This window comes from Anaeromyxobacter sp. Fw109-5 (assembly GCF_000017505.1).
Lineage (GTDB): Bacteria > Myxococcota > Myxococcia > Myxococcales > Anaeromyxobacteraceae > Anaeromyxobacter.
In genome coordinates, this window is record NC_009675.1 from 4638281 (window position 1) to 4651295 (window position 13015).

Annotated in this window: 7 protein-coding genes and 3 tRNA genes; 3 read left to right on the forward strand and 7 right to left on the reverse strand. The window is 69.3% G+C overall.

Features of this window, described 5'->3' with window-relative positions:
- Positions 1–7: 7 nt before the first annotated feature.
- Positions 8–1423, reverse strand: coding sequence for an Ig-like domain-containing protein (locus tag ANAE109_RS20415; protein WP_012098792.1), 1416 nt, complete (start codon positions 1421–1423; stop codon positions 8–10).
- A 337-nt stretch (positions 1424–1760) separates the two neighbouring features.
- On the opposite strand from ANAE109_RS20415, the gene ANAE109_RS20420 reads away from it, so the two are divergent.
- The 3 genes from ANAE109_RS20420 (at position 1761) to ANAE109_RS20430 (ending at position 2093) form a co-directional block, all read left to right on the forward strand.
- Positions 1761–1850: transfer RNA gene (locus ANAE109_RS20420), tRNA-Ser, on the forward strand.
- Between the two features lie 21 nt (positions 1851–1871).
- Positions 1872–1961 (forward strand) — tRNA-Ser (locus tag ANAE109_RS20425).
- Positions 1962–2019: 58 nt separating this feature from the next.
- A tRNA-Arg gene (locus tag ANAE109_RS20430) sits at positions 2020–2093 on the forward strand.
- Positions 2094–2213: 120 nt separating this feature from the next.
- On the opposite strand, the gene ANAE109_RS23755 is transcribed toward ANAE109_RS20430, so the two are convergent.
- The 6 genes from ANAE109_RS23755 to ANAE109_RS20460 all read right to left on the reverse strand — a co-directional run bounded on the left by ANAE109_RS23755 (position 2214) and on the right by ANAE109_RS20460 (position 13009).
- Positions 2214–3311, reverse strand: a complete 1098-nt coding sequence (locus tag ANAE109_RS23755; RefSeq protein ID WP_012098794.1) for a site-specific integrase — start codon at positions 3309–3311, stop codon at positions 2214–2216.
- Positions 3312–3397: 86 nt separating this feature from the next.
- On the reverse strand, positions 3398–3754 hold the full coding sequence (locus ANAE109_RS20440) for a helix-turn-helix domain-containing protein (RefSeq protein ID WP_158305920.1): 357 nt from the start codon (positions 3752–3754) through the stop codon (positions 3398–3400).
- A 34-nt stretch (positions 3755–3788) separates the two neighbouring features.
- Positions 3789–4187 carry a hypothetical protein gene (locus ANAE109_RS20445; protein ID WP_012098797.1) on the reverse strand — a complete coding sequence of 133 codons (399 nt, stop codon included), beginning with the start codon at positions 4185–4187 and terminating at the stop codon, positions 3789–3791.
- 672 nt (positions 4188–4859) lie between these two features.
- The gene (locus ANAE109_RS20450) at positions 4860–5831 is read right to left on the reverse strand and encodes an HNH endonuclease (RefSeq protein WP_012098799.1); all 972 of its coding nucleotides are present in this window, start codon (positions 5829–5831) and stop codon (positions 4860–4862) included.
- 61 nt (positions 5832–5892) lie between these two features.
- Positions 5893–10149 carry a DEAD/DEAH box helicase family protein gene (locus ANAE109_RS20455; protein ID WP_012098800.1) on the reverse strand — a complete coding sequence of 1419 codons (4257 nt, stop codon included), beginning with the start codon at positions 10147–10149 and terminating at the stop codon, positions 5893–5895.
- Positions 10150–10210: 61 nt separating this feature from the next.
- Positions 10211–13009 carry an ATP-binding protein gene (locus ANAE109_RS20460; protein ID WP_012098801.1) on the reverse strand — a complete coding sequence of 933 codons (2799 nt, stop codon included), beginning with the start codon at positions 13007–13009 and terminating at the stop codon, positions 10211–10213.
- Between the last annotated feature and the right edge of the window lie 6 nt (positions 13010–13015).

Consider the following 13015-nt stretch of genomic DNA (forward strand, 5'->3'; position numbering starts at 1 on the left):
CCTGTTCTCAGAGGTTACCGACGGCCAGCTCAGGCCCGAGGCTCGGGTCGAACCAGGTCGCGCTCCCCTTGGCGTCGTCCGCGGTGAACCACTCCCCATCCGGCCCCGCGGCGCGGTACCAGATTTCGCTCTCGACGCCCCCGTTCCGCGCGTAGCTCAGCTCCCGGTACGAGTAGACGTAGTCGTCCGTCGTGAAGCACGTGGCGTCGTCGCCGGCGCGGTACCACGCGAACCGCGTCGGACGGAGGTTGGCGCCGTACGAGACCCGCTGGCAGGAGTCGGGGACGTCGTCATCGGTGAGCCAGACCGCGTCCGGTCCCGCGGCGCCCATTGCGATCGTCGTGTCGTGGACGCCCGCGGCGTCGTACTGGAACTCGTAGTAGTAGTCCGGGACGTCATCGGGCGTGAGCCACTTACCGTCGGCGCCGGGGTTCGACACGGTGGTGAGGCGCATCAGCCGTCCTCCGGGCGCGTCGTAGGCGAACGCGTCGTACGCGTACGTCGGGTCGTCCGCCGTGAACCACGTCCCGTCCGCGCCCGGGTACTGGTGGAACTTCTCGGCGACCACGTCGCCCGCCGCCGAGCGAACGATCTCGGACCAGCTCGACGGCACGTCGTCGGCCGTGAACGGCAGCCCATCGAGACCCGCTTCGCCGTACCCCACGCTCCGCAGGACGCGACCCACCTCGTCGAACACGGCGCCACGGAAGTCCGAGACCGGATCGTCGGGGGTGAACCAGGCGAGATCCGCGCCGGCCTCCCACGCAGCCCAGCTCGTCCAGTTCCCCGCGGCGTCGTACGCGCTCGTCCAGACCGAGCCCACCGGGTCGTCGGCGGTGAGCCACTCGCCGTCGCCGCCCGGCTGATAGGACGAGACGCCCTGGATGACGTTCCCGGCCGCGTCGTGGGCGAAGGTCTGCGCTAGCGAGATCGCGCCCGCCGCGTCGTAGGAGACGCGCCGGGTCATCGGGTTCGCGACGGTGCGGAACGAGACGGACGCCGCCACCTCACGGCCGGCGCCGTCCCGCAGCCCGCCAGTCTGGAGCACGCAGTTCCGCCTCGCCGCCAGCGGCGCCCGCGGCGCCACGGTGATCGTGCGCGAGGCCGCGGCGTACGAGACCTCGACGGGCACGACGGTGGGGAAGGTCAGCGCCTCCGACACGTCCCAGTACGGCTCTCCCGTATACGTGCCGGTGCAGCGCAGCGACACGGACGAGGCGCTCACGCTCGCCTCGGCGAGCGCGCCAGAGAACGTGAGCGTCACCTGCGCGCTGGTCGCCACGCCGAGCGCGCCGTCCGCGGGCGAGCTGCCGGCGAGGACGACGGGAGGGAGCTCCTCCCGCTGGTCGCCGTCACCGCCCGAGCACGCCTGCAGGACGACCGAGAGGAACCCCACCAGAGCCACCGCCGAAGTCCGCGCCATCCGATCTCCTCTCCCAGTGAGGGAGCGAGCGTGCAGGGGTGCGGCAGGGTGTGTCAACCCCGAGGAGGGAGGCGGGGGCGAGTTCGCGGAGACGTATAGACCACGTTCCAGAGGAACCGCCCACCTACCCCGCTCACCCTGAGCCTGTCGAAGGGTGGGCGGAGCGGGTCCTGTCCCTCCTCCCCAGCGCCGGCGCAGCGGCCCACGGCGGCGCGAGCTCGGCGATCCGTCCCTCTGCTTCTCCCCTTGATCCCCGCCCGCCGCTCACGTATATGGGCCGTCCGCTCGCGCGCGCCTGAGGCGCCCGCGGGCAAGGTTTCGGAACGAGGACGGATTCGGAGGAGTGGCCGAGCGGTTTAAGGCGGCGGTCTTGAAAACCGCAGAGGGTTCACGCCCTCCGAAGGTTCGAATCCTTCCTCCTCCGCCAGGTGAAGGAGAACGAGGGTTCGGAAAGGTGGCCGAGAGGCCGAAGGCGCTGGTTTGCTAAACCAGTATACGGGTAACCGTATCCAGGGTTCGAATCCCTGCCTTTCCGCCAGTCAGTCGTGCAGCAACCCGGCCCAGCGCATCGCGGCCGGCACAGTCGAATAGGTTTTGGGCCCTTAGCTCAGTTGGATAGAGCGTCGGACTACGAATCCGAAGGCCAGAGGTTCAAATCCTCTAGGGCCCGCTAGTAAATCCGAGGCCTTGCGTGCTCAACCGCGCAAGGCCTCGTGCTTTTTCGGCGCTTCTTACAGCCTTTCGCCGCACTGCGTTGACCCCTTCGACTGGCTTCGTGGCCAGCTCTCGTCTAGTCCGTCCGGGTGGAAAATTCGCCTCGAAAGGTGGGGGCGGCACCCTCCCGGCGCGCCGCGTCGATGCGCTCCACCGCGGCCTTGAGGTCCCCCTCGTCGATGATGTTGTAGCGGTCGAAGACGCTCCGGGTCTTGTGGCCCGAGAGCTTCATCACGACCGATTCCGGCACGCCGCTCCGGCGCGCGTTCGTGACGAACGAACGGCGGAGGTCGTGGAACCAGATGCCCGCGTAGCCGGCGCGCTCGCAGGCGCGGCGGAGCATCTTGTTGTGCTCGCTCCAGGGCCGGCCGGTGTCCGGGTTCACGAATACGTACGGCGAGTGGAGCTGGCGCGGGGTCGCGCGGAGGATCTCGAGCGCGCGGCTCGTGAGGTAGACGACGCGCGCCTCGTTCGTCTTCGTCTCCTTCGCCGAGAGGCGGATGCACCCGAGCCCGAGGTCCACCTGCTCCCAGCGCAGGAAGCGGAGCTCGGTCTTGCGGAGCCCGGTCTCGTAGTCGAACTCGATCACCGGCGCGAAGGTGGGCGGCGCCGCCTTCAGGATCCGCTCGAGCATGACCGGCTTCAGCACCATGTCGCGGGTGTTCGGCTCGTTGAGGAGCGGCACCGCGGCGATGGGGTTCCGCACGAGCGTCCCGCACTCGATCGCGAAGTTGATGCAGCGCTTGAGCAGCGCGATCTCGCGGTCGATGGTGCCGGGCGCGGGAGGGCCACCGCGGCGGGTGGTCTCCTCGAAGCGCTTCTCCCGGTACTCCTCGACGTCCTTGCGCGTGAGCTTCGCGGCGCGCCGGCTGCCGAGGTGCTCGACGAGGTGGCGCGCCCGATCGACGTCGGACCGCCAGCTGTCGTTGTCGCGCCGGGTGATCGGCTCCCACGCCTTCCAGCAGTCCTCGACCGTCGTCTTCGCCTCGAGCTGCCGGTCGAACCAGCGGCCCTCGAACGCGTCGATCTCGAGCTTGGCGAGGAGCATCTTCGCGTGCTTCTGGCTCGGGATCTTCTTCACCCGGACCCGCTTCAGCTGCCCGCTGGGCAGCTTTATCCATGCATCGAGGCCGAACAGGGTCCGGCCGTCCTTCTCGTACTGGTAGACGCCCATGAGCTTCTCCTTGGCAGGCGGGCGTCGGAGGCGATTCTAGCGCGGGTCGCCGGGCCCGTGCTGCGCCCGGCGACCCGCACGAGCCGCTACCGAAGCGCGAGGACCGCGTCGAGCTCCGCCCGGTGGAACCGCATCCGCCGCGGGCCGAAGCGGTGGACGGGGACCTGGCCGCGGCGGACCGCCTGGTACAGTGCGCGGACCGAGGGGAGACGCAGGTACGCGGCCGCCTCCTGCGGCGTCAGGGTCTCGCCGGTGCCCTCGCCGCCGGCGGAGCGCCGCGCCGCCCTGCCCTCCCCGTGGAGCGCCGCGACCTCCTGGCGGAGGGCGCGGAGCTCGATGCGCAGCAGCGCGCAGGGGTTCGCGACCTGGCCGCAGCTCGCGCACCTCGCCTCGGCCGAGGGCGGCTCCCGGTACTCGGCGTTGGCCTCGAACGAGCAGGGCACGCAGATCCACGCCCGAGGCGGCGCCGCCGCGAGGCTAGTCCCGGTCACCGGAGGCCTCCACCCCCGCGTCAACGCCGTGCACCGGCCTGGCCGTGCCGTCGCGCGGCGCCACAGCCACGCCGGCGTGGGTGGGCTTCCGCTCGGGCGCGGGCGTCGCGTCGGCGCGGGTGCTCGCCGTCTTGGCGGCGTGGAGCTTCGCCACGTCGGCCGCCTTGCTGGCGACGGCGGACACCGTCGCGTCGATCGCGCCGTCGCCGAGCGCCTGCGACAGGGCCGGCGCGTTGTCGATGAGAGCGGCCGCGACGTCGAGGACGGCGCAGCCGAGGCCGCCCTTGTTCACGCGGCAGGCCTTCGCCGCGCGCCGCAGGTGCTTCGCGCTCTTGTTGAAGATGACATCGGGGTCAGCGGGGGTCTTTCCGCGAGTCTCGTTCACTGGTCTTCTCCTTGAGTGTGGTGGCGGGGCACATTGCCCACCTTCCCCATCTCGAAACCAGGAGCGGGTTTGAAGTCAAGTAGGGTCACGTACAATTTTGGCTCAATATTTGGCCGCCCGAATCGCACGGGTGAGCTCGCGCACCTGAGCGCGAGCTCACCCACGTCGCCGCCGGCGGGCAGGCGACAGCCGACGGCCGCGGAGCACACGGCCGCGAGTCCGAGGGGATGTTCGACGAAGATCCCCACAAGCTGCGTGAACGTTCCCCTGGACCACGGATACGAGTTCCCCATGGTGACAGGCGCAGGGGATCCCTTGCCAAAGTTGCTGATTCTCCGTGGGGAACACTTGGAGACGTCGGGCGGGGATCTCGACGCGTGTTCCCCCACCTGCGTCCGCCCTCACGGGCAGCGGGCGTACACGGACTCGCTGGTCCGGAGAATGCGGGGATCCGGGCACGGAGCTGCACAAGAGTGCTAGCGCCGTTCGCACCGCGAGGGCTTCAGGCGCGACCACGAGGGGATCCTGACGCTGGATCGACGGGAACGTCAGAATTGCGCGGGGAAGGTGGCGTTCCCCGGAACCGCGTGTTCATCGCGCATTGCGCACTATTGCGCAACCGGATGATTCTCCGCCCGAAAAGCCGGCGCACGGCAGATCCCAGCCGTCGGGCTACCTCACGGTCGCGCTTCGGAAGATCTCCGTCCGGTGGAACTCGAGGTAACGCTCCTGATCCCGCGAGAACTTGCCGATGATCGGGGGCCGGTCCGGGTCGACACCAAGCTTCACCAGGGTCCTCTCGTCCGCTACGGGAGAAACGAGCAGCTGCCCGTCAGCGAATGAGATGAACCCCCGATCGAACAGGAAGTCAGCGTGCGGGGCGAGCAGGAGGCCGTTGTGCGCGCTCAACCGCTCGTCGTTCGTGGCGTGCCGCCACGGCTTGATGTGGCTCGCGATCAGGTACGCCGGGTTGGACACCTTCGTGATTCGGCACTCCGGTTCGATGCGAGCGACATTCGCGCGGAAGAGCCCCTGGCCGATACGTGCCTTCACGAGCGCCTCGCGCTCGGTCGAGTCGAGACGTGCTCGCTGAAGCTCCTCGAGCTCATGCCGCTCCCATACCTCGCGCTCCGGCTCCTCGGCGGACGCGACGAGCGTTGCTCTCGCGTCGCGCGCCTGGAGCGGGTTCCCGGCGGCAACGACGAGCGACCAGACCAGGTTCCCGAGATCGGACGGCAGCGCTGCGAGGTAGACGGATTGCAGCCCCTTCCCGTTCGCCGCGTTGAGGGGCGAGTACTTCTCAGGGAGCAGCGGGCGGATTCGCTCCCACGCGCTACGGGGCGCAACAGGTGCCGTCAGCCGGACGTACTCGACATCGACGCGATAGCCGATCTGGCTCCAGTTGCGGCCGACCGCCCCGAACTCGTCCGGTTTCGGCGCGTCGTACCCGAAAGAACGAATCGTGCCGTACGCTCGAATCGCTCCTTCCCAGTACGAGAACACCAGGTCGCCGGGAGCGACGACCTTCATGTTCTCGTAGAACTGGTTTCGGCTGAGATCTGCGCGGCGCTTCGGGGACCAGAGATACCCGCCGCCGATCTCGTGGCGGTACGTCTGCTTCTGGTTCACCCACCAGTACTGCATCGCGACACGAGTCTACTCGAGCCCCGGATCCGGGTCTCGTTCTCCTCGGCGGCCACGACGCTCAGGCTGAGGCCACAGCCGCGGCGATGACCAGCGCCCAACGTGTATCGATCCACCGCGTCGCTTCCTTCGGCGTCCCCTCGAGATAGCGGGCCAGGTTCACGCGCGCCTCGTCCAGCACGCCGCCCTTCGCCTCGACGTCGTCCCTCGCGACGAGCACCCAGGCCAAGTCGACGAGCGACACCGTCCGCTCGCGGAACCCGTCAGGGCCGCCGTCGATGCGGACGCCGCCCCGCTCCGCAAGGCCGACAACCCGGCACCGCTTTCCGTCCCGCTCGATCCAGTTCCCGCCGAACCGCTCGACGGCCGCGGTCGCCAGTGCTCGGGCGCGCTCGAGCTGGGGCTCGGGCAGGCGTCGCGACGCGGTCCGCCCCACCCCGAGGTGCTTCCAGGTACCGTAATCGACCTCGGGGATCACCCACGCTCGCTCGTCGTCGTTCCACCGCCCGACGCCGCAGTACCTCCAGGTCGTCCCCTCGCCGCGGGCGAATACGAACGCGGTCTCGCCAGGCCGGCGCGCCGGCACCGGACGCGTAACCCGGTCCGGCGCGGACAGAACACCCCGCCCGTCCACCATCACGAACAGGTGTCCGCCGACGCGCAGCCCGTCGCGCGGGTCGGCGTCGAGCCCGAAGGCCTTCCCGACCTCCCCGTCCTCGACGTGCGCGCCGACCTCCGGGGCGAGCGCCTCAGGTGACACGTGTTCCGCCAGGATCGCGACGGGGACGGTGCGCTCCTGCGCCGCGAACGGCGCGATCCCGGGATTGTCCGACGCGAGGAGCCAGCGTCCATCGCGCCGCACGATCCGCTTCACCTGGTAGGCGCCGTCGCCGCTCCCGTCGCTGACCTGGACGAGCGCCACCCGGCCCTCGACGGCGCCGAGCCCGGCGCCACGGGCGTACCGGAAGAGGAGCCAGTCGCCGTCGCGGATGGGATCCCCGCCGCCCGCCATCGAGTTGCCCGCAGCACGGACCGCGAAGAGCTCGGCCCCGCGACTCGGGACCGGAAGCACGACCTCCTCCGCCTCGGGTGCGCCCGCCGTCGGGGCACCCGCGGCGCCGGCTGCCGCGCGAAGCGTTGGGAACGCCACCACGCGCCCGCGCGAAGGCAGATCGATCATCTGCCCGAGCGGCTCCACGTTCCACCCGTCGGGCGACCGGAAGAAGCGAATACGGAAGGCGGTCCCCGCCCTGCCGACCGCCGGCCCGAACCAAGCGCGCAGGATGTCGGGGAGCAGGTTCTTCGTCGAGCCGACCGGGTGCGCCACGTTGCAGGCGATCTTCACGAAGCGGAAGCGCCACCAAGCTCCGGTGGGCGAACCGGCGCCAGAGTGCGCGAGCCGGACGTCGGTGTCGCCGGTCGGCAGGTCGGGCCGGGACATCCGCGGCGGGAGCATCAGGATCGGATCGCGCTCGTTCGAGATGACCTTGCAGACGAAGGCATCGCCCTGGACCTCCGGCTCAAACCGACGGCGATACTGCGCGAGCCGATAGTCCACCAGCTCCCGCGTCATCTCGACGACCGTCTCCTCAAGCCCGGTCGGGATCGGCAGCTTCGGCAAGAACCGATCGCCTTCGACCGCGAACCACCGCTTCGGCTCAGCAGGCGTCCCGGCCCACGCCTTCACCGGGTTCTTCCGCCAGTACGCGAGCCACGCCCGCTCGGCGGGTACACGCGGGTCCGGCAGCTCGTTTACGCCGTTGAGGTCGCGGAACAGCTCGGGGGAGCGGACGAGGATCTGGTGGCTACGCCGCGCGAGCACGTCGAGATTGACGCCCGTTCCGAGCGCCTCGAGCTCGATGACTGCCTCGAGCAGCACCAGCTTGAACGACTTCTCGAGGACGGTCGTCTCGAGCTCGCGGTACCAATCGCGCCCGGCTTCGAGAACGCGCTCCTCATCCGCGGTGAGGTGGCCTTCCGAGCGGACGAACTCGAACCAGCTACCGTGCACCTGACGCAGCACGGAGGGCGAGTAGCCGGAGCGGTACAGCTCGCCAATCGTGGGGCGCTCGCCTCGCGCCACCTGAAGCTCCCGATACGCGCGCTCGACCGCGTTTGCGCCCGAAGGAAGAAGCCGTCGGAGCAGATCGATCGCATCGAGCTGAACATCAATGGAGCACCCGGGAGGCAGCTCGGCCTCCCCGCCCTCAAGGAATGCGCGGAGGTCCGGCCGCGCATCGCCAAGCGAGAGCAGCGTCCGCACGCGGTCCAGGAAGACGCGGTGGTTTCCGACGAAGTCTATGACCGTGAGCCGCTCCTTGCCCTCGGCGATGCGGAGCCCGCGCCCGAGCTGCTGCAGGAACACCACCGGCGACTCTGTCGGCCGGAGCATCACGACCCGATCGACGAGGGGAACGTCGACCCCCTCGTTGAACAGGTCGACCGCGCATACCGCGTCGATGCGACCCGCGGCGAGGTCGGCGAGTGCGCGGCTGCGGTCGTCCGAGCCGGGGTCGGAGTGCACCGCCCGCACGCGCACGCCGCGCCCCTCGAGCCACCTCTTCGCGAACTCGGCATGCGGGATCGAACAGCAGAATACGAGCGTCCGCATCCCGCCGTGCTCACCGAGCGCGCTCCAGAGCCGCTCCATCCGCTCCTGCGTCTGAACGGCTTCCTCGAGCCGCTTCGGGTCGAACCGGCGATTCCGCCACGGAATGTTGTCGTGCGAGTAGTCGACCGTGTCCTTCAGGCCGAAGTAGGCGAACGGAACGAGCCGCTTCGCCTCGATGCCGACGCCGAGGTCGGCACGGAACGGCAGGTTGTCATCGAAGAGGCCGAGGACGTCTCCCTCATCGGCGCGATCCGGCGTGGCCGTGAGGCCGAGCAGGAATCCCGGATCGATGCGCGAGAGGATGCGCCGGTAGCTCGGCGCCTCGGCGTGATGGACCTCATCGACGACCACGTAGTCGAACCGCTCCGCCGCGAGCCGCTCGAGGTTCTCGGGCCGGGAAAGCTTCTGGACCGACGCGACGACGATGTCCGCCTCCAGCTCGGACCGGTCCTCGGCGAACCAGCCCACCCGCAGGTCGGGCATGGCACCGCGGAGGACGCGCCGGAAAGTCGTCGCGGCCTGGACGAGCAGCTCGCGCCGGTGCGCGATGAAGAGGACGCGGATCGGGTGATCGAGCGTGCTGCGGAAGGCATCCGCATCGTATGCGGCGAGGAGTGTCTTGCCGAGGCCGGTCGCCATCACGACGAGGGCGCGCTTCTCGCCGTCCGCACGCGTCGCGGCGAGCGCGTCGAGCGCATCGCGCTGGATCTCGTGCGGATCCGGCGCCGCCGTGAGCGGCTCCGCCTCCGTCTCGCCGGGCGGCAGCGCGACTGGTGCGACCCGCGCGCGGGCGGCATAGGCGGTGACCCACTCCAGCGTGAGCGGTGTCGCGCCCGCCCAGACGGCCTCGAACGCCTCCTTGACGCTCGCGTATGCGATCGGATCACGCGAGCGGTCCGTCCGGAGGTTCCACTCAACTCCCGTCCAGAGCGCGGAGGCGGAGACGTTCGAGCTGCCGACGAACGCGACGCCCAGGCCCTCCCCCTCGAACCGCCATGACTTCGGATGAAACGAACGGCTACCCGCGAGCCGCGCCGTCTCGACGATCCGCGCCTCGAAGCGCGGGGGCGCGCCGGCGGGCGCGAGCGCGCCCTGCCAGTCAAGCATCCGCTTCAGCGCCTCGGCCTGCGTTATGTCGAGATAGTCGCCGGTGATGAGCCGGATGCGGGCTCCCCGATCCGCAGCCGAGAAGACTGGGTCCTGGAGCAGCTCGAGCCCGCTGTCCTGGACGAAGGCCGCGACGATCGCGATCTCGCGGGCGCCCGCGAACAGCGGCCGGATGTGCGCAAGGAAAGGGTCCGCCGTCCCGCCTACGACCAGCGGCTCCGCGGCGAGGCGCCTGTAGTTCCCCTTCCACGGGATGACGTGCCGCACGCCACCCGCCGGGTCGTCCATGTCGCCCTCGTAGCGGGGGATGACGTGGACGTGGAGGTGCATGACCGTCTGGCCGGCATGCACGCCGACGTTGAAACCGACGTTGTAGCCAGCGGGCTGGTGCTCCGCATCGAGCTGCAGTTTCACAACCTCGACGAGGTCGAGCATTGCGCGCTGCTCGTCACGCGTGGCGTCGAACCAATCACGCACTTGGCGGCGCGCTATGATGAGCGTGTGGCCGTCGGTGACGGGAAACGTATCTCGGATCGCGAACGCCAGCTCGTTGGAGACGAGCCACTCGCGCTCGGGGATATCCAGGAAAATTGAGCGCATTAGCGTGCGTCGCTGTACGAGGCGGGTGGCAGCCGTCGCGGGGGGGACCCGCGAGACGGGCTCACGCACTCTTTGTGGTGATGTCCTCCGAAAGCCCCAGCTCGCGAAGTGCCACCTTCGTCTCCTCGATCTTCGCCGACGTCGTTCCGCCCGGCGGAGCGACGTCCACCGCGACGGTCAGCTTGAGGCCGCCGCCCGTCGCGAACCGCGACAGCACCTTGGTGTAGAAGTTCATCCACTTCTGGGGAGAGACATCGCCGGTCCACTGGAACCCGGCGATCGGAGGCGTGGGCGCCGGGCCCCCGCCTCCGGAGCCACCCGTACCCGGCGCGGACCCGCCGCCGCCCGGACCAGGACCGCCGCCTGGCACCCCGCCGCCCGCGCCCGGCTGCGCGCCTCCCCCACCGCCACCACCTCCGGGGATGGGCGGCTGGGGCGGGGGCTTTCGGGCGACGTATTCCTCTGCACGCTCCTTCGCGATGAGGAAGACGTCTTCTGCGATCTCGACGTCCGCCGCCGCGAGCGAGCGCTTGTAGACGAACGGATCGTACCCTCCAGCCTTCTTGCCGACGTACGCGACGATTCCTGCGTCGAGGCCCTTCGAGATCGTGTCCTTGACCGCGTCGGCCCTGAGGAGGCGGGGAAACTTGGGCGATGCGTAGAACGCGTCGCGCACCGATTTCGTGCTCCACTCCGGAAGCGCCGGTGGCCAGTAACGCGTCAGGAAGTTCGGGCTGACGCCCTCGACGACGATGTCCTCCTGCTTCAGACGGGACAAGATCAGCTCGACGAGCGAGTTCGCAGCGCTCGAGTGCACCAGGCCGAGGTCGATCTTCCGGAGCGAGTTGTCCTCGGCGAGGAGAAAGACGTTCTTGTACGCCCTCCACACCGATTCCCTGAGGTCCCGCTCGGCCCGCTTGGCGTTCTCGGCGAGCTGACGCTGCTTCGCCTCGTCGAGCTTGAGCTCCTCCGCGTCGGCCTCGATGTCCCTCCACGCGAGGAGCTTGCGCGCCTCCTCCATGAGCGGCGCGGAGTCCTCCGGCGCGACCCAGATGAGCGCGCTCTTGAAGGTCCTGGACGACGAACCGCTCTCGGTCGTGATCGACGTCATCAAGGTCTTCGTCGCGGCGTCGCCCGCGGGGTTGTCCGGCGCCAGCACCAGCATCGTCAGCACCGGGCGATCCGGTACCTCGCCGCTCTTCTTCGGGAAGAAGAGCCGCTCGATGCCGCTTCCGGCCGCGAAGACCTTCTGGATCTCCTTCCGGACCACCTCGTCGATTGCGGCGCCCGTGACGCTTGCCCGCCGATCGGCGAGGAGCTTGTTCAGGTTGGGTTGGAAGCTGAACCGGTAGCGGTTCTTCTCGGCTGCCAGGAAGTAGCAGGCGTCGGTAAGCGCCTCCAGGCACTGCTCTACGTTCCCGATGTCGAGCCCTGGCTCCGCGACGGCGAGGCGAACCTCCGGCAACGTCGCGTCCCCGCGCTGCTGCCCCCCGTTCGACTCGAAGAGGATGGTCGTGGCGACCTTCCGATGGAGACGCGCCTTCTTGATCTCGGCCGTTGCCTCGGCGTCGAGCCGGAGCGCGTGCGCGTGATCCGTCCCCGCGATGTCGGTCGTCACGGCGGGCTCGAGCCGCGCTTCACCCAGCTGCTCGAACACCGCCGCTCGGAACAGCGGGTCCTCCAGGGGCGCCGTACCGAGCGAGACGAGAGGATCCTTGTGCGCGCCCTTGTATCCCTCGCTGTACGCCTTCGACACCCACAGCGCGAGGAGCCTCAGGACGCCGCGCGTCTGCTGGAACCGCGGGAGGCCCTGCCATTTCCGCTCGAAAACGGACAACAGCGACGGATGGAAGGGGTAGGACGCCTTCAGCGCCTCGCGCGCGTTCTCGACGGGGAACCAGCTCGGGATCTGCTGCTTATTCGCGAGCAGCCACTGCTCGTACTCATCGACCGTGGCGATCGCGTCCTTCGGCAGCCCACTCCACTCGAAGAGCCGCCGGCGGATGATCTCGGACGTTTCCGCCTCCGCCGACATGATCACAGCCTTGCCGACCCGGTCGAGGAGCTTCTTGAAGCGTTCGAAGTCGGACTGGTCCTCCGCCGTCATCTCGAGCTCCGAGGCGGGAATCGAGACGGCGAGGACGATGTTGTCGCGCCCGCGCGCGACCTCCGAGAGATTGTGCAGGAACGTGTAGAGCTGACCGGCGAGCCCGCTCTTGCGGCTCCGGCTGACGTAGTTCATCACCTCGTCGAACAGGATGAGCGCCGGCTTGCCGCTCGGCAGTATGCGCTCGATCACGTCGCCGCCTGGCGCGGTGAGCGCCTTCTCGTGCTCCTCGACGAGCTTGAAACCCTCCGCCCCGCCGAGCTGGAACGCGATCTCGCCCCAGGGCGTCTTTCGGACCGGTGTGCCGCCGGTACCGCCCCGACCCGTGATCGAGTCGAACTCGGTCCCGACGAAGATCGCGGTCGCCGCGCGAGGCACCGTCGTGAGTCCCGCGTTGTCCAGAATTCCGCTGACGCCCTTCCACGACTTCGCGGCGTCGCCGTTCTGCGCCAAGTGGTAGAGCAGCGTGAGCGAGTGCGTCTTGCCGCCGCCGAACTGCGTCGAGAGGTTGAAGATGGCAGACGTCTCGACCTTCACGCCCGACAGGCGCCGGACGACCTGCGCCGTGAGCTCGCGCAGGTTCTTCGTCAGGAACGTCCGCGCGAAGAACTGGGCGGGGTCCTGGTACACGGCAGGCGCGCGCCCATCGCGTACGTGGTCGAGGTGAACGGCGAACTCGGACGCATCGAGGGGCTTCCCTTCTCGAAGGTCCTCGCGCGGCGTGACGATCTTGTACCAGGGCTTCAGGGCCATGCTGTT

Coding starts and splice junctions, on each gene's coding strand:
- ANAE109_RS23755 (WP_012098794.1), bottom strand. CDS start 3,311: ATGGGCGTCTACCAGTACGAGAAGGACGGCCGGACCCTGTTCGGCCTC.
- ANAE109_RS20450 (WP_012098799.1), bottom strand. CDS start 5,831: ATGCAGTACTGGTGGGTGAACCAGAAGCAGACGTACCGCCACGAGATC.
- ANAE109_RS20455 (WP_012098800.1), bottom strand. CDS start 10,149: ATGCGCTCAATTTTCCTGGATATCCCCGAGCGCGAGTGGCTCGTCTCC.
- ANAE109_RS20460 (WP_012098801.1), bottom strand. CDS start 13,009: ATGGCCCTGAAGCCCTGGTACAAGATCGTCACGCCGCGCGAGGACCTT.
- ANAE109_RS20415 (WP_012098792.1), bottom strand. CDS start 1,423: ATGGCGCGGACTTCGGCGGTGGCTCTGGTGGGGTTCCTCTCGGTCGTC.